Genomic DNA, 20,119 nt, shown 5'->3' with positions numbered 1-20,119 from the left:
GGTAGGTATGCGCATACGCGCACTGGCCGCCGTGGTTGGGCTGTTGCTCAGCACAGTGGCTTTGCAAGCGTTGGCCGTCACGCAGGTCAAGAGCATGCGCCTGTGGCGCGCGCCGGATAACACGCGGCTGGTCTTCGATCTGTCGGGCCCGGTGCAGCACAGCGTGTTCACCTTGAGCGCCCCGGACCGGCTGGTCATCGACATCAACGGCGCGACCCTCGGCGGCTCGCTGAATGCCGCCACCTCCAATACCCCGATCACCAGCGTGCGCTCGGCGCAACGCACCCCGACCGATCTGCGCGTGGTCATCGACCTGAAAAAGGCGGTCACGCCCAAGAGCTTCACCCTGGCGCCCAACGCGCAGTACGGCAACCGCTTGGTGGTCGATCTGTATGACCAGGAAGCCGATGCCATCGCCGCCAGTACGCCAGCGCCTGCGCCGGTGACGAGCGTGATCCCGCCGGACAACACCCCAGCCGTGCCCATTACGCCGGCGCGGCCGCAAATCAAGCTGCAGCCGGTGCCCAGCGGCAAGCGCGACATCGTCGTGGCCATCGACGCCGGCCACGGCGGCGAAGACCCGGGCGCTTCCGGCTCGCGGGGCCAGCACGAGAAAGACATCGTGTTGCAGATCGCCAAGGAGTTGCAGCGCCAGATCAACAGCGAAAAAGGCTTCCGCGCCGAGCTGACCCGTACCGGCGACTATTTCATTCCGCTGCGCAAGCGCACCGAGATCGCCCGCAAGAAGGGCGCCGACCTGTTCGTCTCGATCCACGCCGACGCCGCGCCGTCCAAGGCCGCCTTCGGCGCCTCGGTGTTCGCCCTGTCCGACCGTGGCGCCACGTCCGAAACCGCACGCTGGCTGGCCGACACGGAAAACCGTTCCGACCTGATCGGCGGCGCCGGCAACGTCAGCCTGGACGACAAGGACCGCATGCTCGCAGGCGTCCTGCTCGACCTGTCGATGACCGCCACCCTCAGCTCCAGCCTCAACGTCGGGCAGAAGGTGCTGGGCAACATGGGCCGCATCACCTCGCTGCACAAGCAGCGCGTCGAGCAGGCCGGCTTCATGGTGCTCAAATCGCCGGACATCCCGTCGATCCTGGTGGAAACCGGCTTCATCTCCAATGCCAACGAAGCCAACAAGCTGGCCACGCCCAGCCATCAGCAGGCCCTGGCCCGCTCGATCCACACGGGCCTTCGGCAGTTCTTCCAGCAGAATCCGCCGCCGGGCACCTACATCGCCTGGCTGCGCGACAGCGGCAAGATCGCCCAGGGCCCGCGCGACCATACGGTGCGCCCTGGCGAGACCATGGCCATGATCGCCGTGCGCTATCAGGTCAGCGTGGCCAGCCTACGTTCGACCAATGGCTTGCAGAGCGATGAGCTGAAAGTCGGCCAGCACCTGAACATTCCCGCCACCACGCTGGCGTCGCAATGATGGGTGGCGGATCGCGCATCGAGCTGCTCAGCCCGCGGCTGGCCAACCAGATCGCCGCGGGCGAGGTGGTCGAACGACCCGCCTCCGTGGCCAAGGAACTGTTGGAGAACAGCCTGGACTCCGGTGCGCGACGCATCGACATCGAAGTGGAGCAGGGCGGCGTCAAACTGCTGCGCGTGCGCGACGATGGCGTCGGTATTTCCGCCGACGACCTGCCGCTGGCGTTGGCGCGCCACGCCACCAGCAAGATCCGCGAACTCGAAGACCTTGAAGGCGTGCTCAGCCTGGGTTTTCGCGGCGAAGCGCTGGCCTCGATCAGCTCCGTGTCGCGCCTGACCCTGACCTCGCGTACCGCCAGTGCCAGCGAAGCCTGGCAAGTGGAAACCGAAGGCCGCGACATGGCACCTCGGGTGCAACCGGCAGCGCATCCGGTGGGTACGTCGGTGGAAGTGCGCGACCTGTTCTTCAACACCCCGGCGCGGCGCAAGTTTCTCAAGACCGAGAAGACCGAATTCGATCATCTGCAGGAAGTCATCCGGCGCCTGGCCCTGGCCCGCTTCGACGTGGGTTTCCATGTGCGCCACAACGGCAAGAGCGTGCTCAGCCTGCACGAGGCGTCGGACGAAGTCAGCCGTGCGCGGCGCGTGGGCGCCATCTGCGGGCCGGGTTTTCTGGAGCAGGCCTTGCCGGTGGACGTCGAGCGCAACGGTGTGCGCCTCTGGGGCTGGGTAGGGCTGCCGACCTTTTCCCGCAGCCAGGCCGACTTGCAGTACTTCTTCGTCAACGGCCGTGCCGTGCGCGACAAGCTGGTCGCCCACGCGGTGCGTCAGGCCTACCGCGACGTGCTGTTCAACGGCCGGCATCCGACTTTCGTGCTGTTCCTCGAACTCGAGCCGAGCGGCGTCGACGTCAACGTGCATCCGACCAAGCACGAAGTGCGCTTCCGCGAGGGGCGCATGGTTCACGATTTCCTCTACAGCACCTTGTACCGGGCGATTGCCGAAGTGCGCCCGGAAGACCAGTTGGCGGCGCCGGCCGCCACCAGCGAAGGGGTACGGCCTACCGGGGTACGGCCTACCGGGTTGCAAGCCGGCGAGTTCGGCGGCCAGGGCGAAATGCGCCTGTCCGCCGCGACCCTGGAGCAGCCGCAGGGGCAACCCTACACCACGCCCGCAGCGAACGGCGGTAGCGCAGGTGCAGGTTACGGCTACCAGTACACCCCGCGTGCGCCGCAGTCGATGCCGGTGGCCGAAGCGAAGGCGGTCTACCGCGAATACTTCGCGCCTTTGAACAACGGCGCGCCCGCTGTGGCGGCGCTGCCCGAACAGCAAGGCGACATCCCCCCGCTGGGCTTTGCCCTGGCGCAGCTCAAGGGCATCTACATCCTCGCCGAGAACGCCGTGGGCCTGGTGCTGGTGGACATGCACGCCGCCCATGAGCGGATCATGTACGAGCGCTTGAAGGTGGCCATGGCCAGCGAAGGCCTCAGCGGCCAACCTCTGCTGGTGCCCGAATCCCTGGCCATGAGCCAGCGCGAGGCCGATTGCGCCGAAGAGCATGCGCAGTGGTTCCAGCGCCTGGGCTTCGAATTGCAGCGCCTGGGACCGGAAACCCTGGCCATCCGCCAGATACCCGCGCTGCTCAAACAGGCCGAGGCCAATCGCCTGGTGCAGGACGTGCTCGCCGACCTGATGGAATACGGCACCAGCGACCGCATCCAGGCGCACCTCAACGAGTTGCTCGGCACCATGGCCTGCCACGGCGCCATCCGCGCCAACCGCCGCTTGGCCCTGCCCGAAATGAACGCCCTGCTGCGCGACATGGAGACCACCGAGCGCAGCGGCCAATGCAATCACGGCCGGCCGACCTGGACCCAGATGGGTGTGGACGATCTGGATAAACTCTTCCTTCGCGGTCGGTGACATGAGCGGCAACCCCCCTGCAATCTTTCTGATGGGCCCGACGGCGGCCGGCAAGACCGACCTGGCCATCGAACTCACCCGCCATCTGCCCTGCGAGCTGATCAGCGTCGATTCGGCGCTGGTCTATCGCGGCATGGACATCGGCACCGCAAAGCCCGACAAGGCGACCCTGGCCGCGCATCCGCACCGGCTGATCGACATCCTCGACCCGGCACAGAGCTATTCGGCGGCCGAGTTCCGACGCGATGCCCTGCAAGCCATGGCCGAGATCACCGCACGCGGCAACATCCCGCTGCTGGTGGGCGGCACCATGCTGTATTACAAGGCGTTACTCGAGGGGCTGGCGGACATGCCGGCCGCCGATGCCCACGTACGTGCCGAGCTCGAACACCTGGCGCAGACCCAGGGCCTGGAGGCGCTGCACCGGCAGTTGGCCGAGGTCGATCCGGTGTCGGCCGCGCGCATCCACCCCAACGACCCGCAGCGCTTGATCCGGGCGCTTGAGGTGTACCGCGTCAGTGGCCTGAGCATGACCGCCCACCGTGCGCGTCAATTGGCTGAAAGTCGCGACGCAGACACAGGCGCGGCCGGGCATTTGCCCTATACTGTCGCCAGCTTGGCCATCGCGCCTACAGATCGTCACATTCTGCATCAGCGAATTGCGCTACGATTTTCTCAAATGCTGGAACAGGGCTTCGTCGGCGAGGTCCGAAAGCTTCGGGATCGAGCGGATCTGCACGCCGGCCTGCCGTCCATTCGGGCAGTGGGCTACCGTCAGGTCTGGGACCATCTCGATGGCAAACTGGATGAGAATGAGATGCAGGAACGCGGTATCATCGCCACGCGCCAATTGGCCAAGCGGCAGTTCACCTGGTTGCGCGGCTGGTCCGACGTACATTGGCTGGACAGCCTGGCCTGCGACAATCTGTCCCGCACCTTGAAATACCTGGGAAGCGTCTCCATATTGAGCTGAGTCCCCGCCTATTGCCGGCTATCCTTGCGAAGGTCGGCAGAATTCGTAGTTTTTCAGAATTTCTATTATTGATCCTTACAGGAGTGCGGCACATGTCAAAAGGGCATTCGCTACAAGACCCTTACTTGAACACCTTGAGAAAAGAAAAGGTCCCGGTATCCATCTACCTCGTCAACGGGATCAAGCTGCAAGGCTCCATCGAATCCTTCGACCAGTTTGTGGTACTGCTGAAGAACACCGTCAGCCAAATGGTCTACAAGCACGCCATTTCCACCGTCGTTCCGGCCCGTCCGGTACGTCTGCCAAGCCCGTCCGATACCGAGTCAGGTGATAGCGAACCAGGCAACGCCTGATAGGAGCCCGCATTGTTCTTTGAGCGCCACGGTGGTGGTGAACGGGCGTTGCTCGTTCACTTGGAAGGTCAGAACCCTGAGGCGCGCGAAGACCCGCAGGAGTTCCAGGAATTGGCGCTGTCGGCAGGCGCCGACATCGTCCAGCTGTCGACGGTGACGCGCCACCAGCCCACGGCCAAGTTCCTCATCGGCAGCGGCAAGGTCGAGGAGCTACGCGACCTGGTCAAGGCCGAGCACGTCGACCTGGTCATCTTCAACCACACCCTTACCCCCAGTCAGGAACGCAACCTCGAACGCGTGTTCGAGTGCCGCGTGCTCGACCGGACGGGGTTGATCCTCGACATCTTCGCCCAACGCGCCCGTACCCATGAAGGCAAGCTGCAGGTCGAACTGGCCCAGCTCGAGCACATGAGCACGCGCCTAGTGCGCGGCTGGACCCACCTCGAGCGGCAGAAGGGCGGCATCGGCATGCGCGGCCCGGGCGAGACCCAGCTGGAAACCGACCGTCGTCTGTTGCGCGTGCGTCTGCGGCAGATCAAGTCGCGTCTGGAAAAAGTGCGCAGCCAGCGTGAACAGGCCCGTCGCGGTCGGCGCCGCGCCGACATTCCATCGGTGTCCCTGGTGGGCTACACCAACGCCGGCAAGTCGACGCTGTTCAATGCCCTGACTTCCTCGGACGTCTACGCTGCCGACCAGCTGTTCGCTACCCTCGACCCGACCCTGCGCCGCCTGGAGCTCAACGACCTTGGCCCGATCGTGCTGGCCGACACCGTAGGCTTCATCCGCCACCTGCCGCACAAGCTGGTCGAAGCGTTCCGCGCAACGCTCGAGGAATCGAGCAACTCCGACCTGCTGCTGCACGTGATCGACGCCCATGAGCCCGAGCGCATGGAGCAGATCGAACAGGTGCTGGAAGTGCTGGGCGAGATCGGTGCCGAAGGCTTGCCGATCCTCGAGGTGTATAACAAACTCGACCTGCTCGAAGAGGTCGAGCCGCAGATCCAGCGCAATGCCGACGGCAAGCCGGAGCGGGTCTGGGTGTCGGCACGCGATGGACGTGGTCTGGAACTGGTGGGCCAGGCGATCGCCGAGTTGCTGGGCGACGATCTGTTCGTCGGTACCTTGCGCCTTGGGCAGCAATTCGCCCGTCTGCGCGCGCAGTTCTTCTCCATGGGCGCCGTGCAGAGCGAGGCTCACGACGAAGACGGCAGCAGCCTCTTGAGCGTGCGTCTGCCCTGGGTGGAGCTCAATCGTTTGGTCACCCGAGACGGGCACGAGCCACAAGCGTTCGTTGCGCAACACACTTTGCAATAAATGCCCGTGGCAGTGTTCGGGCAGTGATATCAGGCATTCTGTAGCATTGGCCGGCGCGCCGTGGGCGCGTCTTTGCTTTATCAGATGGAGAGCGCTATGGCTTGGAATGAGCCGGGTGGCAACTCGAACAATCAAGATCCCTGGGGCGGTCGGCGCGGTGGCGGCGGCGGCGGTGGCGACAAAAAGGGACCACCGGATCTCGACGAGGCCTTCCGCAAGCTGCAAGACAGCCTCAATGGCATGTTCGGCGGCAAGAAACGCAGTGGCGGTGGCGGTGGCGACCGCAACGCCGGCAAGGGTGGTGGCCTGGGCCTGTTGGGCATCGGCCTGGCCGTGCTGGCGGCCATCTGGCTGTACAGCGCGGTTTACGTGGTCGACGAGCAGGAGCAGGCCGTCGTGCTGCGCTTCGGCAAGTACCATGAAACCGTAGGGCCCGGCCTGAACATCTATTTCCCGCCGATCGATCGCAAGTACATGGAGAACGTCACGCGCGAGCGGGCCTACACCAAGCAGGGGCAGATGCTCACCGAAGACGAGAACATCGTCGAGGTGCCACTGACCGTGCAGTACAAGATATCCAACCTGCAGGACTTCGTGCTCAACGTCGACCAACCCGAGATCAGCCTGCAACATGCGACCGACAGCGCCTTGCGCCACGTGGTGGGCTCGACCTCCATGGACCAGGTGCTGACCGAAGGCCGCGAGCAGATGGCCGTGGACATCCGCGAACGCCTGCAGCGCTTCCTCGATACCTACCGCACCGGTATCACCGTCACCCAGGTCAACGTACAGAGCGCGGCGGCCCCGCGTGAAGTGCAGGAAGCCTTCGACGACGTGATCCGCGCCCGCGAAGACGAGCAGCGCGCCCGCAACCAGGCCGAGTCCTACGCCAACGGCGTGGTGCCCGAGGCCCGTGGTCAGGCGCAGCGCATCATCGAGGACGCCAACGGCTACCGCGACGAAGTCATCGCCCGCGCCAAGGGTGAGGCCGACCGCTTCACCAAGCTGGTCGCCGAGTACAACAAGGCACCCGACGTCACCCGTCAGCGCCTGTACCTGGAAACCATGCAAGAGGTCTACAGCAACACCAGCAAGGTCTTGATCTCGACCAAGGACGGGCAGAACAACCTGCTCTACCTGCCGCTGGACAAGATGGTCGAAGGCAGCCGCAACGCGCCTAGCACCTCGGCCAGTGCATCGTCGTCGAACGACGCCGCTGCGGCCCGTGCCGCGCAGGACTCGCAATCGCAACAACAGGCGCCACGCACCAGGGAGAGCCGCTGATGAGCAATAAATCGCTGTTCGCCCTGATCGCCCTCGTGGTGCTCGTCGTCGTCGGTTGGAACTGCTTCTACATCGTTGCGCAAACCGAGCGTGCGGTGCTGCTGCAATTCGGTCGCGTGGTCCAGGCCGATGTTCAGCCCGGTCTGCATATGAAGGTGCCGTACGTCAATCAAGTGCGCAAGTTCGACGCCCGCCTGATGACCCTCGACGCCCCGACCCAGCGTTTCCTGACCCTCGAGAAGAAGGCCGTGATGGTCGACGCTTACGCCAAATGGCGGGTCAAGGATGCCGAGCGTTACTACACCGCCACCTCCGGCATGAAGCAGATCGCCGACGAGCGTCTGTCCCGTCGTCTGGAAAGTGGTCTGCGTGACCAGTTCGGTAAGCGTACGCTGCACGAAGTGGTCTCCGGTGAACGTGACGCGCTGATGGCCGACATCACCGCCTCGCTGAACCGCATGGCCAACAAGGAGCTGGGTATCGAAGTCATCGACGTTCGCGTCAAGGCCATCGACCTGCCCAAGGAAGTCAACCGCAGCGTGTTCGACCGCATGAGCACCGAACGTGAGCGTGAAGCCCGCGAGCACCGCGCCAAGGGTAACGAGCTGGCAGAAGGCATCCGTGCCGACGCCGATCGCCAACGCCGCGTACTGCTGGCCGAAGCCTACCGCGAAGCGGAAGAAACCCGTGGTGATGGCGACGCCCAGTCGGCCGCCATCTACGCCAAGGCCTATGGCCAGAACGCTGATTTCTATGCGTTCTACCGTAGCCTGCAGGCTTACCGCGAAAGCTTCTCCAGCAAGAGCGACGTGCTGGTCCTGGACCCGAAGAACGAGTTCTTCCGTTACCTGGACAAGAGCAAGCCGTAAGCGATCCACCTCCGCCGGGCAGCTAAAACGCCCGGCGGGGTGCATCCCGAATCAAAAGGGGTGTATGATCGGGCAGCCGGGAAATTCCCGGCTTTTTTGCGTCTGCAAGGTCCATTCGCGTCATGCGCCGGGCCTGTTTCGTCAAGGCGCAACGTATTCACAGGGTGTTGGTACGGTGGCAGCGCTGGGCTCAGTGCTGCCCGCTGTTGTGTGCCAACGCCTGCTTCAATCGAGGCTGCCCATGGGCAGACCGCCCGGACCAGAGGGGAAATGGCGTCATGGCAACGGTAGACCGCTGGCTTCTGCCAGATGGCATCGAGGAAGTACTGCCACCTGAAGCGGCGCGCATCGAAATCGCGCGCCGCCAGGTGTTGGACCTGTTCCAGAGCTGGGGTTACGAACTGGTCGTCACCCCCCATATCGAGTACCTGGAATCGCTGCTGACCGGCGCCGGCCAGGACTTGGATCAGCGCACCTTCAAGGTGGTCGATCCGCAGTCCGGTCGCCTGATGGGTTTCCGCGCCGACTTCACCCCGCAGGTCGCGCGCATCGACGCCCATACCTTGCGCCGCGAAGGCCCCAGCCGCCTGTGCTATGCCGGTAGCGTGCTGCATGCTCAGCCACGCGCGCTGTCCACCTCGCGCAGCCCTATCCAGTTGGGCGCCGAGCTGTACGGCGATGCCAGTCCCACCAGCGACGTCGAGGTCATCAGCCTGATGCTCGCCACGTTGCAATTGACCGATGTCGCCGATGTGCACATGGACCTTGGCCACGTCGGTATCTACCGCGGCCTGGCGCGTGCCGCCGGGTTGTCCGGCGCGGTCGAGCAGCAGTTGTTCGATGCCCTGCAACGCAAGGCGGTCGACGAAGTGCATGTGCTGACCACCGGCCTGCCGCACGACCTGAGCGCCATGCTGCGCGCCCTCACCGAACTGTGCGGCAGCCGCGAAGTGCTCGTTGAGGCGCGCGTGCGCCTGGGCCGTGCCCCGGCCAGCGTGCTGGCGGCGCTCGACGACCTGCTTGCCATCGCCGATCGTCTGGCCGCGCGCTACCCGGACCTGCCGCTGTACTTCGACCTCGGCGAATTGCGCGGCTACAACTACCACACCGGTGTGGTGTTCGCGCTGTTCGTGCCGGGCGTGGGCCAGTCCATCGCCCAGGGCGGTCGCTACGACGACATCGGCGCCGACTTCGGTCGCGCCCGTCCGGCCACGGGCTTTTCCACCGACCTCAAGACCCTGGTGACCCTGGGTCGCGCCGAGGTGCAGTTGCCCAACGGTGGCATCTGGATGCCCGACAGCAACGACACCATGCTCTGGCAGCAGGTCTGCCAACTGCGTGGCCAAGGCCAGCGCGTGGTCCAGGCCCTGCCGGGCCAGCCGCTGAGCGCGGCGGTGGAGGCCGATTGCGATCGGCAATTGATTCAGCAAGACGGGCACTGGCAGGTACTGCCGCTCGCCCTTTAGTTTCTGCGTCGGCCGTAGCCGGCACCAAGTTTGCGAATGAGGACAAGTATCATGGGTAAGAATGTCGTCGTCCTGGGCACCCAGTGGGGTGATGAGGGCAAAGGCAAGATCGTCGATCTGCTGACCGAACACGCCGCTGCCGTAGTGCGCTACCAAGGCGGCCACAACGCAGGCCACACCCTGGTGATCGACGGTGAGAAGACCGTGCTGCACCTGATCCCTTCGGGCATCCTGCGCGAAGGCGTGCAGTGCCTGATCGGCAACGGTGTGGTGGTCGCACCCGACGCGCTGATGCGCGAAATCACCAAGCTCGAAGACAAGGGCGTGCCGGTGCGCGAGCGTCTGCGCATCAGCCCGGCCGCGCCGCTGATCCTGGCCTATCACGTCGCCCTCGACCAGGCCCGTGAAAAAGCCCGTGGCGAAGCCAAGATCGGCACCACCGGCCGTGGCATCGGCCCAGCCTACGAAGACAAGGTCGCGCGCCGCGGCCTGCGCGTGGGCGACCTGTTCCACCGTGAGCGCTTCGCCGCCAAGCTCGGCGAGCTGCTGGACTACCACAACTTCCAGCTGGTCAATTACTACAAAGAGCCGGCCATCGACTTCCAGCAGACCCTGGACGAGTGCATGGAATACGCCGAGCAGCTCAAGCCGATGATGCTCGACGTCACCGCCGAACTGCACAACCTGCGCCGTGCCGGCAAGGACATCATGTTCGAAGGCGCGCAGGGCTCGCTGCTCGACATCGACCACGGCACCTACCCCTACGTCACCAGCTCCAACACCACCGCCGGCGGCATCTCCACCGGCTCCGGCGTGGGCCCGATGTACATCGACTACATCCTCGGCATCACCAAGGCCTACACCACCCGTGTCGGCTCCGGTCCGTTCCCTACCGAGCTGTTCGACGATACCGGCGCCACCCTGGCCAAGCGCGGTCACGAGTTCGGCTCCACCACCGGCCGTGCCCGTCGTTGCGGCTGGTTCGATGCGGTCATCCTGCGTCGCGCCATCGACGTCAACAGCATCTCGGGTATCTGCCTGACCAAGCTGGACGTGCTGGACGGCCTGGAAACCATCAACATCTGCGTAGGCTACAAGAACGCCGAAGGCGATGTGATCGAAGCGCCGACCGACGCCGACAGCTACATCGGCTTGCAGCCGGTGTACGAGACGCTGCCGGGCTGGAGCGAGTCGACCCTGGGCGTGAAGAGCCTCGACGGCCTGCCAGCCAACGCGCGTGCCTACATCACCCGCATCGAGGAGCTGATCGGCGCGCCGATCGACATCATCTCCACCGGCCCGGACCGCAACGAAACCATCGTGCTGCGCCACCCGTTCGCCTGATCCGCTTCGGCTGATCGACCAAACGCCGCGCTCCCGAAAGGGGCGCGGCGTTTTCGTATCTGCCGGTAAATCCCGGGCCGACGAAGACCAGGGCGGCTTTTCAGACAAGCCCTAGACCTTCGCGTAAACGACGCCGTTAACGGCATAACCCTTGCTGTAAGAAATTTCTGTCGATGCCATCAAAATAGTGGCGCCAGAAACACGAGGGTTACACCGTGTCTGCCATCCTTTCATTGTTACGAAGCCGCCTGTTACGGCCTGTGTTTGTTGCCCTGGGTATCGCTTTGCTGGTTCAGGTGCTGGTCGCGGTGGTGCTGACCCGCAGCACCGTCACCTCGCTGGAATCGGATCTGGAGAAGCGTTTCGGCGACGACAGCCGCGAGTTGGCCAACGAACTGCAACAGGCCGGGCAGGAAGTGCGCTCGGGCCTGGACGGGCTGTCCAACAGCACCCGGCAGCGGCTGAGCGCCGGCTTGTCTGCCCGTTTGCAGAGCGAACAGCAGCAATTGCGCACCACCTTGGAGAACAACCTCAAGGAGTCGGCCAACGACATGGCGCAATTGCTCGCCTCGGTGGCGCCGCGGGCGATCTGGGACAACGACGTGCCGGTGCTGTCGGACTTCGCCCGGCGCGCGCAGCGCAACCCCAATGTGCTGTTCGTGATCTACGACGACGCTCAGGGCCAGCACCTGACCCGCTACCTCAACCGGCAGAACCCGATCAACCAGGCGTTGCTTGAAAAGGGCCAGGGTGAACGCGCGCTGGACAAGGTGCTGGAGGCGGCGCGCCGCGACCCTGCGGTGTACTTCGTCGAGGCGTCGATCAACCCCAACGGCGTCGAGATCGGCAAAGTGCTGATGGGGGTATCCACAGCTGCCATCGACAACGAACTCAAGGCTCTCGACCAGCGTTTCGCCGCCTTGATCGGCAGCGGCGGCAAACTGGTCGAAGACAGCCTGGCCGGCGCGGCCTCGGACAGCGGCAACGTGCTGCGCCAGCGCCTGGAAAAAGCCCAGGCCAGCGCCGCCGCCATGCAGGCCAACACCGCCGAGTCGGTCCGCCAGGCCGCCAGCGAGTTGCGCTGGCGAATCGGCCTGACGCTGGCGGTGATCGGCCTGGGCGTGCTGTTGCTGGTGGCTGTGGTGCTGGGGCGCCGGGTCTTGAGCAAAGTGCGCCTGCTGATCGCTGCGCTCGACGACCTGGCTGCCGGCGAGGGCGACCTGACCCGCCGCGTGCCGCTCGACAGCCGCGACGAGCTGGGCGACATGGCTTCGGCGGTCAACCGTTTCATCGACAAGCTGCAACCGATCGTGCGCGAGGCGGGCGCCGTGGCACAGCGTACCGGGGTCGAGATCGATGCCATGGCCCAGCGCAACGCCGGTGCCGACACCGCCGCTGCGTTGCAGCGCGATGAGGTGGCGGCCAGCCTGCGCGACCTGTCGAGCATGGCCGACGAGGCCCAAGCGGAAAGCCAGGCCATGCAGGCGGCCTTGCAGCAGGTGGTGGACATTCGCCAGGCCACCGACGAGAACAGTCGCAGCTCCACGCAACTGGCCGGTCTGATCGAGAATCTGGCAGGGCAGGTGGACACCGGCTCGCAGGTGATCGAACGCCTGGCCCAGCAGAGCCAGCAGATAGAAGTGGTGCTGACGGTGATCCATGGCATCGCCGAACAAACCAATCTCTTGGCGCTGAACGCGGCCATCGAAGCGGCGCGGGCCGGCGAGACCGGGCGTGGTTTCGCCGTGGTGGCCGACGAAGTGCGTGCCCTGGCGAGCAAGACGCAAAGCTCCACGGGCGATATCCAGGCACACATCGTCGCGTTGCAGAAGGGCGCCAAGGAAGCCGTGGCCACCATCGGGCAGGCCGGCATCAAGGCCAGCGAAGGCTTGCTGGTGCTGCGTGAGAACGAGCGCCGCCAGCAATCGGTGCAAACGGCGGTGGAGCAGGTGCATGCCGCCATCGGCCTGGCCACCCGCGCGGCCGAACAACAGGCCAGCGGCGCGCAGGCGGTGCGCGGTCGGGTGGAGACCATCCATGCCCAGGCCGAGCGCTCGGCGGCGGTGGTGATGCAGACCACTGCCAGCAGCAAGGTGCTGGACGATTTGGCAGGACAGTTGCGGGCCAGCCTTGGGCAGTTCAAGGCTTGAGGTGTGCAAGCGTTCGAGGCGGCTGAGCCGTCTCGAACGCTTGCAGGGAAGGGGTGAATGCAATGCCCTTGGCGTCGGACCGTCAGGCCCTGTTCAGGTACATCCGCGTAGTCAGCAGGTACACCGGCAATCCCGACACTACGATCAACAATGCCGCATAGGGCGCTGCCGCAGCGAACTCGACGTTGGCCGTATGCGCCCATACCTCGGTAGCCAGGGTGGTCATGCCGGTCGGGCTGAGCAGCAAGGTCGCGGTCAGCTCTTTCATGGCGTCGAGGAAGACCAGGGCGAAGGCAGCGGCCAGGGCCGGGAAGATGATCGGCAGGGTGACTCGGCAGAATGCGCTCAAACTGCTGGCGCCCAAGGTGCGCGCGGCTTCTTCCAGGGTCGGCGAAGCCTTGTTCAGCGCCGTGCGCACCGGCGCCTGGGCCAACGGCAGGAAGAGCAGGGCATAGGCCAGGATCAGCAGCGCCGTGGTCTGGTACAGCGCCGGCACATAGTGCAGGGCGAAGAACACCAGGGTCAGCGCGATCACTAGGCCGGGCAGGGCATGCAGCAAGTACGGCAGGCGCTCGGCCCAGATCGCCAGGCGGCCTTTATAGCGCACCACCAGAAAACTGATCGGCAGGGCCAGCAGCACGCAGAACGCCGCGCCACCGAGCGATACCGACAACGACGTCAGCAGTGCCTTGCCGATCTCAGCCACCGGGAAGGCCGCCGAAGAGCCGATGCTCAGCCAATAGCCCAGCATAGCCAGCGGAATGCCGCTGCCCAGTACTGCCAAGCCGAGGCAAAACGACTGCGCCAATGGTGTCCAACCCTTCAGTCGCACGGGGGCGGCGCGGCGCGCTACACCCTGGCCGATGCGCACGTGGCGCGCCTTGCCACGCACCCGCAGTTCCAGCCAGAGCATGATCAGGCACAGCGCCAGCAGCACCGCGGAAAGCATGGCAGCGTTGGCGTTGCTGAATTCCAGTTCGAACTGCTGGTAGATCGCCGTGGTGAAGGTCTGCAGGCCAAGGATCGACAGCGCACCGAACTCCACCAGCATGTGCAGTGCGATCAACAGCGCACCGCCCAGCATCGACGGCCATAGCAGCGGCAGAGTGACCTTGAAGAACACGCCCCAGCGGCTGCAACCCAGTGTACGCGCCGACTCCTCCAGCGAGGTGTCGATGTTGCGCAGGGTGGCCGCCACGGGCAGGAAGATCAGCGGGTACTTAGACAGCGCCATCACGAAGATCGCCCCGCCCAGGCCTTCGAAATCGGCGCTCAGCGACACCCAGGTGAAACTGCTGACGAACGAGGGCACCGCGAACGGCAGGCACAGCACCACGCCCCACAGGCGCCGGCCGGGCAGGTCGCTACGTTCGAGCAGCCAGGCCAGGGCCATGCCGACCACGATGCATACTGCGGTGACGCCTGCCAGCAGCAGCAGGGTATTGCGCAGCAGCCCCCACACGAAAGGCCGCCACAGCAGGTGCAGCGCCTCCTGCCAACCCGCTTCCCACGCCTTGATGGCTACGTACAGCAACGGCAACATGCTCATCGCCACCAAGAACAGTACAGGCAGCACCACCCAGATCGAGGGGCGCTTGCGCCGCGGTACGTAACGCAGGATGGCGCGGGTAGGCAGGGTGGCAGTCATCAGAGCAGACCGACCTCACGCTCGAGTTCCAGCGCTTCTTCGGCATTGCCGAGGTCGGCAGGGGTGATTTTCGGCGGACGCAGGTCTTCGAACGGTTTCAGGCCACGGTCGGAGACCATGCCTTTGTGCAGCGGGTATTCGGCGGTGGTCTGGGTGATGACCCGCTGGCCTTCTTCACTGGCCATCCAGTTCAGCAGCGCCTGGGCTTCCTTGGGATGCTTGCTGGCCTTGACCGCTGCCGCGCCGGAAATGGTCACCAGGCCGCCGGCGTCGCCGTCTTCGAGGTAGTAGAGTTTGGAATCGAGCTTGCCGCGCTCACGCTCCAGGGCGTACCAGTAGTAGTTGTTGACCAGCACGGCGTCGACTTCGCCTTTTTCCACGGCCTTCAACGCGACCATGTTGTTGGTGTAGGTCTTGCCGAAGGCCTTGAGCCCGGTCAGCCACTCTTCAGCCGCTTCCCGGCCGTGCATCTTGAGGATGGCCACAGCCTGTTCCTGGAACGCACCGCTGGTGGGTACGAAACCGACGCGGCCGTCCCACTCGGGGTTGGCGAAGTCCATCACCGACTTGGGCAGGTCTTTTTCGTCGATCTTCTTGGGGTTGAACACCACCACACGGGTACGCGCGGTCACACCCATCCAGGTGCCGTTGGCGGCGACGTATTCCTTGGGCAGCATGTCCAGCGTGGCGGGGTCGATCTTGGCCAGCAGGCCCAACTCGCCCAAATTGTTCAGCGGTGGCGACTCTTCGGTGTAGATGATGTCGGCCGGCGAGCGGTCGCCTTCCTCGATGATCTGGCTGGCCAGCTGGTTGCTGCTGCCCTTGCGAATATCGATGTGGATGCCGGTCTTGGCCTCGTAGGCCTTGGCGATGGCCTCGCCGATTTCCTTGTGCTGACCGTTGTACATGGTCAGGGTCACCGGGTCGGCGGCCATGGCGGCTGGCGCGCCCATGGCCAGGCCCAATACGGCGGCGGCCAGGGTACGCATCAGCGAATTCGAACGGATCGTCATGCGGGTCTTTCCTCGCTTACGGCAACATATTTGGAAACAATGGTAAACGAAATCGTTTCTCAAGTGGCCGCATGGAAGAAAATTCATTCGCGTCTGAAGAGGGCGGACAATCAGGCGGGTGGGTTCTGGCGCAGGCCGGTCTCCAATGGCCGGACGCCGTACGCGGAAGGGGAGGAATGACAAATCGCAGGCAAGAAAAAACCCACTAGCAAGCTAGTGGGTTTTTATATGGTGCCCAGGAGAAGACTCGAACTTCCACGACCGTTAAGTCACTGATACCTGAAACCAGCGCGTCTACCAATTCCGCCACCTGGGCAAAGCTTTTCATCTACAGCGTACTGCGTGAATCTGTTGCTGATCGACAGACAAACCTGCTATCTATCGACTCGAATATTTGGTGCCCAGGAGAAGACTCGAACTTCCACGACCGTTAAGTCACTGATACCTGAAACCAGCGCGTCTACCAATTCCGCCACCTGGGCACACATGTCAAAATTATCTAGTGCTTTACAACACCGTACATCTCGACTACAACGGCGGCTGTCCGTCGTTGTGGTGCGCACTATACGGACGCTCCCCAACCCTGTAAACCCCCGCAGCGAAAAATATTTGAAATTTTCCAAGCCTTTGATTCCGCTGGCCTTCCTTGGCCTATACGACAATCGGCAGGGGCTTGTCCAAGGCTGAGATTTCCAGTTTCAATACGCCTATGCCAAACTTCTACTCTATATATACCAAGGTGAACCCCTTCTGATGGCCGATTGGCAATCCCTCGATCCCGAGGCCGCTCGTGAAGCGGACAAATACGAAAACCCCATCCCCAGCCGCGAGCTGATCCTGCAGCGCCTGGCCGACCGCGGCGAGCCCGCTGCCCGCGAGGAGTTGGCTGAGGAGTTCGGCCTCGACGGGGAAGAGCAGATCGAAGCCCTGCGCCGCCGCTTGCGCGCCATGGAACGTGACGGTCAGCTCATCTACACCCGCCGCGGCACCTATGCCCCGGTCGACAAGCTCGACCTGATCTGCGGCCGCGTGTCCGGCCACCGCGACGGCTTCGGCTTCCTGATTCCCGACGACGGCAGCGAAGACCTGTTCCTGAGCCCCTCGCAAATGCGTCTGGCCTTCGACGGCGACCGCGGCCTGGCCCGTGTCTCCGGCGTCGACCGCCGTGGCCGCCGTGAAGGCGTGCTGGTCGAGATCATCTCCCGCGCCCACGAAAGCGTGGTCGGCCGCTACTTCGAGGAAGGCGGCATCGGTTACGTGACCCCGGACAACCCGAAGATCCAGCAGGAAGTGCTGGTCACCGCCGGGCGCAACGGCGGGGCCAAGATCGGCCAGTTCGTCGAGATCAAGATCACCCACTGGCCCACTCCGCGCTTCCAGCCCCAGGGCGACGTGGTCGAGGTGATCGGCAACTACATGGCCCCCGGCATGGAAATCGACGTTGCCCTGCGCAGCTACGACATCCCCCATGTATGGCCGCAGGACGTGATCAAGGAAGCGCGCAAGTTCCGCTCCGAGGTCGAAGAAAAGGACAAGGAGCGGCGCATCGATCTGCGCCACTTGCCGTTCGTCACCATCGACGGCGAAGACGCTCGCGACTTCGACGATGCCGTGTACTGCGAGCCTCTGGGCAAGCTGCGGCTGTTCTCCGGCGGCTGGCGCCTGTTCGTGGCCATCGCCGACGTGTCCAGCTATGTGCGCCTGGGCTCGGCGCTCGACACCGAAGCGCAGCAGCGCGGCAACTCCGTGTACTTCCCCGAGCGCGTGATCCCCATGCTGCCCGAGGAGCTGTCCAACGGCCTGTGCTCGCTGAACCCGCACGTCGATCGCCTGGCCATGGTCTGCGAAATGACCATGAACAAATCCGGGCAGATGGTCGATTACCAGTTCTACGAAGCGGTGATCCACTCCCACGCGCGCCTGACCTACAACAAGGTCAGCAGCATGCTCGAACATGCCCGCACTCGTGAAGGCAAGGCGCTGCGCAGCGAATACAGCGAAGTGCTACCGGACCTCAAGCACCTCTATGCGCTGTACAAGGTGCTGCTGGCGGCGCGCCATACCCGTGGCGCGATCGACTTCGAAACCCAGGAAACCCGCATTATCTTCGGCGATGACCGCAAGATCGACGAAATTCGTCCGACCGTGCGCAACGACGCCCACAAGATGATCGAGGAGTGCATGCTCGCGGCCAACGTCGCCACCGCCTCCTTCATGCAAAAGCACAACGTGCCGTCGCTGTACCGCGTGCACGACGGTCCGCCACCGGAGCGCCTGGAAAAGCTGCGCGCCTTCCTCGGCGAACTGGGCTTGTCGCTGCACAAGGGCAAAGACCCTTCGCCCAAAGACTATCAAGCGCTGCTGGCGAGCATTTCCGGCCGTCCCGACTTCCACCTGATCCAGACCGTGATGCTGCGCTCGCTGAGCCAGGCGGTGTACAGCGTCGAGAACAACGGCCACTTCGGCCTGAACTACGAAGCCTACACCCACTTCACTTCGCCGATCCGTCGCTACCCCGACTTGCTGGTACACCGTGCCATTCGCAGCGTGATCCGTTCGCGGGTCGAGACGCCGCACGTCAAGCGCGCAGGCGCTGCCAGCATTCCCAAGGCGCGTATCTATCCGTACGACGAGCCTGCGCTGGAGCAGATGGGTGAGCAGTGCTCGATGACCGAGCGGCGCGCCGACGAAGCCACGCGCGATGTGGTCAACTGGCTCAAGTGCGAATACATGCGCGACCGTGTTGGCGAAACCTTCCCTGGCGTGATCACGGCGGTCACCGGTTTCGGCCTGTTCATCGAGCTGACCGACATCTACGTCGAAGGCCTGGTGCACATCAGCGCGCTGCCGGGCGACTACTATCACTTCGATCCGGTGCACCATCGCCTGTCGGGCGAGCGTACCGGTCGCAGCTTCCGCCTGGGCGACACCATCGAAGTCAAGGTCATGCGCGTCGACCTCGAACAGCGCAAGATCGACTTCGAAATGTCCGAGGCCGCGGTCAATGCGCCGGTCGGGCGCAAGGGTAGCGGTTCGGCCAGCAAAGGTAGCGGCTCCGGCACCAAGGCCAGCGAGCCTGCGGCGCCAACGGAAACCGCACGCGCCAATCCCAAGCCGCGTAGCCGCAAGAATGAAGCGTCCGACGCTTATTTCCCCAAGGATGCGGTCGAGCGCAATGCCGAAGTGCGCAAGAGCCGGGAAATGAAGAAGGCCTTGATGACCGATGCGCGTAGCAGCGGTGGCAAGGCCGACAAGTCTTCGGGCAAGTCGGACAAGTTCGCTGGCAAGTCGTCGAGCAAGAGCGGTAGCGGTTCCAGCAGCAAGACCAAACACCGCAAAGGCAATGGCGCCAAGTCGAGCGGCGCACGTAAGGGCAAGAGCACCTCATGAGTCAGTTGGAAAAGATCTACGGCGTGCATGCGGTCCAGGCGCTGTTGCAACACCACCCCAAGCGGGTGAAGCAAATCTGGCTGTCCGAAGGACGCAGTGAGCCGCGCCTGCAAACCCTGCTGGCCCTGGCCGCGGAAAACCGCGTGGCGGTCGGCCAGGCCGAGCGCCGCGAGCTCGACGCTTGGGTCGAAGGTGTGCACCAGGGTGTAGTGGCCGAGGTCAGCCCTAGCCAGGTCTGGGGCGAAGCCATGCTCGACGAGCTGCTCGAACGCACGGAAACCCCGCCGCTGATCCTGGTGCTCGACGGCGTCACCGATCCGCACAACTTGGGTGCCTGCCTGCGCACCGCCGACGCTGCCGGTGCCACAGTCGTGGTCATCCCCAAGGACAAGTCGGCCACCCTCACCGGGGTGGTACGCAAGGTGGCCTGCGGTGCCGCGGAAGTGATTCCGCTGGTGGCCGTGACCAACCTGGCGCGCACGCTGGAAAAGCTCCAGCAGCGCGGCTTGTGGGTAGTCGGTACGGCCGGCGAGGCCGAGCAGGAAATCTACCAGCAGGACCTCACCGGCCCGTTGGTGATGATCATGGGCGCCGAAGGCCGCGGCATGCGGCGGCTGACCCGCGAGCACTGTGATTTTCTGGTGAAGTTGCCTATGGGCGGCAGCGTCAGCAGCCTCAACGTGTCGGTAGCGACCGGGGTGTGCCTGTTCGAAGCCGTGCGCCAGCGCCAGGGCAAGCGCTGACGGAGAGGGCCTTCAGAGGCTGTCGTGGGCAATGCCGGGGGTCCGGTTTGCCCATGACGCGTGGCAGAACCGGTCTGCCCCATTCATTGTTCAAATAATCGCCAATCGCCTTGCTTGTGCCGCTCGGCTTCTCTACAATTGCGCGCCTTGCCTTGCAGGCCGGTACACAAGTGCCTGCTCTTCTGGCAAGCCTCACTGTTTCATTCACT

The 20,119-nt window shown here is 64.3% G+C and carries 14 protein-coding genes and 2 tRNA genes; 12 read left to right on the top strand and 4 right to left on the bottom strand.

Translation table 11 applies throughout. The annotated features are described in order from the left end of the window. The first annotated feature begins 7 nt into the window (after positions 1-7). The 10 genes from ACSMEV_RS00795 (at position 8) to ACSMEV_RS00750 (ending at position 13,116) form a co-directional block, all read left to right on the top strand. Positions 8-1,441: an N-acetylmuramoyl-L-alanine amidase gene (locus ACSMEV_RS00795; protein WP_459206855.1), complete on the top strand. Its 1,434-nt coding sequence runs from the start codon at positions 8-10 to the stop codon at positions 1,439-1,441. Beyond that, on the top strand, positions 1,441-3,363 hold the full coding sequence (gene mutL, locus ACSMEV_RS00790) for a DNA mismatch repair endonuclease MutL (RefSeq protein ID WP_459208271.1): 1,923 nt from the start codon (positions 1,441-1,443) through the stop codon (positions 3,361-3,363). The genes ACSMEV_RS00795 and mutL overlap by 1 nt, the downstream gene beginning before the upstream one ends. Position 3,364: 1 nt before the next feature. Beyond that, on the top strand, positions 3,365-4,336 hold the full coding sequence (gene miaA, locus ACSMEV_RS00785; protein WP_459206854.1) for a tRNA (adenosine(37)-N6)-dimethylallyltransferase MiaA: 972 nt from the start codon (positions 3,365-3,367) through the stop codon (positions 4,334-4,336). A gap of 92 nt (positions 4,337-4,428) precedes the next feature. After that, a complete protein-coding gene (hfq, locus tag ACSMEV_RS00780; protein WP_313731273.1) occupies positions 4,429-4,689 on the top strand; it encodes an RNA chaperone Hfq in 261 nt (86 codons plus the stop codon). Positions 4,690-4,701: 12 nt separating this feature from the next. Next, the gene (gene hflX, locus ACSMEV_RS00775) at positions 4,702-6,003 is read left to right on the top strand and encodes a ribosome rescue GTPase HflX (RefSeq protein WP_459206853.1); all 1,302 of its coding nucleotides are present in this window, start codon (positions 4,702-4,704) and stop codon (positions 6,001-6,003) included. 96 nt (positions 6,004-6,099) lie between these two features. Then, on the top strand, positions 6,100-7,287 hold the full coding sequence (gene hflK / locus ACSMEV_RS00770) for an FtsH protease activity modulator HflK (RefSeq protein ID WP_296266036.1): 1,188 nt from the start codon (positions 6,100-6,102) through the stop codon (positions 7,285-7,287). Further along, positions 7,287-8,156, top strand: coding sequence for a protease modulator HflC (hflC, locus tag ACSMEV_RS00765; RefSeq protein WP_459206852.1), 870 nt, complete (start codon positions 7,287-7,289; stop codon positions 8,154-8,156). The genes hflK and hflC overlap by 1 nt, the downstream gene beginning before the upstream one ends. Before the next feature lie 278 nt (positions 8,157-8,434). Beyond that, complete coding sequence (locus ACSMEV_RS00760) at positions 8,435-9,622, top strand: ATP phosphoribosyltransferase regulatory subunit (RefSeq protein WP_459206851.1); 1,188 nt, start codon at positions 8,435-8,437, stop codon at positions 9,620-9,622. A 51-nt stretch (positions 9,623-9,673) separates the two neighbouring features. Beyond that, positions 9,674-10,966 carry an adenylosuccinate synthase gene (locus ACSMEV_RS00755; RefSeq protein ID WP_413046196.1) on the top strand — a complete coding sequence of 431 codons (1,293 nt, stop codon included), beginning with the start codon at positions 9,674-9,676 and terminating at the stop codon, positions 10,964-10,966. Between the two features lie 215 nt (positions 10,967-11,181). Continuing rightward, the gene (locus ACSMEV_RS00750) at positions 11,182-13,116 is read left to right on the top strand and encodes a methyl-accepting chemotaxis protein (protein ID WP_459206850.1); all 1,935 of its coding nucleotides are present in this window, start codon (positions 11,182-11,184) and stop codon (positions 13,114-13,116) included. An 82-nt stretch (positions 13,117-13,198) separates the two neighbouring features. Here the strand turns inward: ACSMEV_RS00750 and ACSMEV_RS00745 are convergent, their stop codons facing one another. The 4 genes from ACSMEV_RS00745 to ACSMEV_RS00730 all read right to left on the bottom strand — a co-directional run bounded on the left by ACSMEV_RS00745 (position 13,199) and on the right by ACSMEV_RS00730 (position 16,259). Further along, positions 13,199-14,764, bottom strand: a complete 1,566-nt coding sequence (locus ACSMEV_RS00745) for an ABC transporter permease (RefSeq protein ID WP_459206849.1) — start codon at positions 14,762-14,764, stop codon at positions 13,199-13,201. Further along, on the bottom strand, positions 14,764-15,777 hold the full coding sequence (locus tag ACSMEV_RS00740; RefSeq protein WP_459206848.1) for an extracellular solute-binding protein: 1,014 nt from the start codon (positions 15,775-15,777) through the stop codon (positions 14,764-14,766). Before ACSMEV_RS00740 ends, ACSMEV_RS00745 begins: the two co-directional genes overlap by 1 nt. Before the next feature lie 229 nt (positions 15,778-16,006). Next, positions 16,007-16,093: transfer RNA gene (locus tag ACSMEV_RS00735), tRNA-Leu, on the bottom strand. Positions 16,094-16,172: 79 nt separating this feature from the next. Further along, positions 16,173-16,259: transfer RNA gene (locus ACSMEV_RS00730), tRNA-Leu, on the bottom strand. A 271-nt stretch (positions 16,260-16,530) separates the two neighbouring features. On the opposite strand from ACSMEV_RS00730, the gene rnr reads away from it, so the two are divergent. Together rnr and rlmB are read left to right on the top strand one after the other, a co-directional pair. Beyond that, positions 16,531-19,167: a ribonuclease R gene (gene rnr / locus ACSMEV_RS00725; RefSeq protein ID WP_459206847.1), complete on the top strand. Its 2,637-nt coding sequence runs from the start codon at positions 16,531-16,533 to the stop codon at positions 19,165-19,167. Then, on the top strand, positions 19,164-19,910 hold the full coding sequence (gene rlmB / locus ACSMEV_RS00720) for a 23S rRNA (guanosine(2251)-2'-O)-methyltransferase RlmB (RefSeq protein WP_459206846.1): 747 nt from the start codon (positions 19,164-19,166) through the stop codon (positions 19,908-19,910). Before rnr ends, rlmB begins: the two co-directional genes overlap by 4 nt. Positions 19,911-20,119: the final 209 nt, after the last annotated feature.

The organism is Pseudomonas sp. MLB6B (genome assembly GCF_054508135.1).
This window is presented reverse-complemented; position numbering and strand designations above follow the sequence as displayed.

Bases quoted from the DNA above. Each gene is read 5' to 3' on its own strand.
- rnr (WP_459206847.1), top strand. From the start codon at position 16,531: ATGGCCGATTGGCAATCCCTCGATCCCGAGGCCGCTCGTGAAGCGGAC.
- ACSMEV_RS00745 (WP_459206849.1), bottom strand. From the start codon at position 14,764: ATGACTGCCACCCTGCCTACCCGCGCCATCCTGCGTTACGTACCGCGG.
- hfq (WP_313731273.1), top strand. From the start codon at position 4,429: ATGTCAAAAGGGCATTCGCTACAAGACCCTTACTTGAACACCTTGAGA.
- miaA (WP_459206854.1), top strand. From the start codon at position 3,365: ATGAGCGGCAACCCCCCTGCAATCTTTCTGATGGGCCCGACGGCGGCC.
- ACSMEV_RS00740 (WP_459206848.1), bottom strand. From the start codon at position 15,777: ATGACGATCCGTTCGAATTCGCTGATGCGTACCCTGGCCGCCGCCGTA.
- mutL (WP_459208271.1), top strand. From the start codon at position 1,441: ATGGGTGGCGGATCGCGCATCGAGCTGCTCAGCCCGCGGCTGGCCAAC.
- ACSMEV_RS00795 (WP_459206855.1), top strand. From the start codon at position 8: ATGCGCATACGCGCACTGGCCGCCGTGGTTGGGCTGTTGCTCAGCACA.
- ACSMEV_RS00760 (WP_459206851.1), top strand. From the start codon at position 8,435: ATGGCAACGGTAGACCGCTGGCTTCTGCCAGATGGCATCGAGGAAGTA.
- rlmB (WP_459206846.1), top strand. From the start codon at position 19,164: ATGAGTCAGTTGGAAAAGATCTACGGCGTGCATGCGGTCCAGGCGCTG.
- hflC (WP_459206852.1), top strand. From the start codon at position 7,287: ATGAGCAATAAATCGCTGTTCGCCCTGATCGCCCTCGTGGTGCTCGTC.
- hflK (WP_296266036.1), top strand. From the start codon at position 6,100: ATGGCTTGGAATGAGCCGGGTGGCAACTCGAACAATCAAGATCCCTGG.
- ACSMEV_RS00755 (WP_413046196.1), top strand. From the start codon at position 9,674: ATGGGTAAGAATGTCGTCGTCCTGGGCACCCAGTGGGGTGATGAGGGC.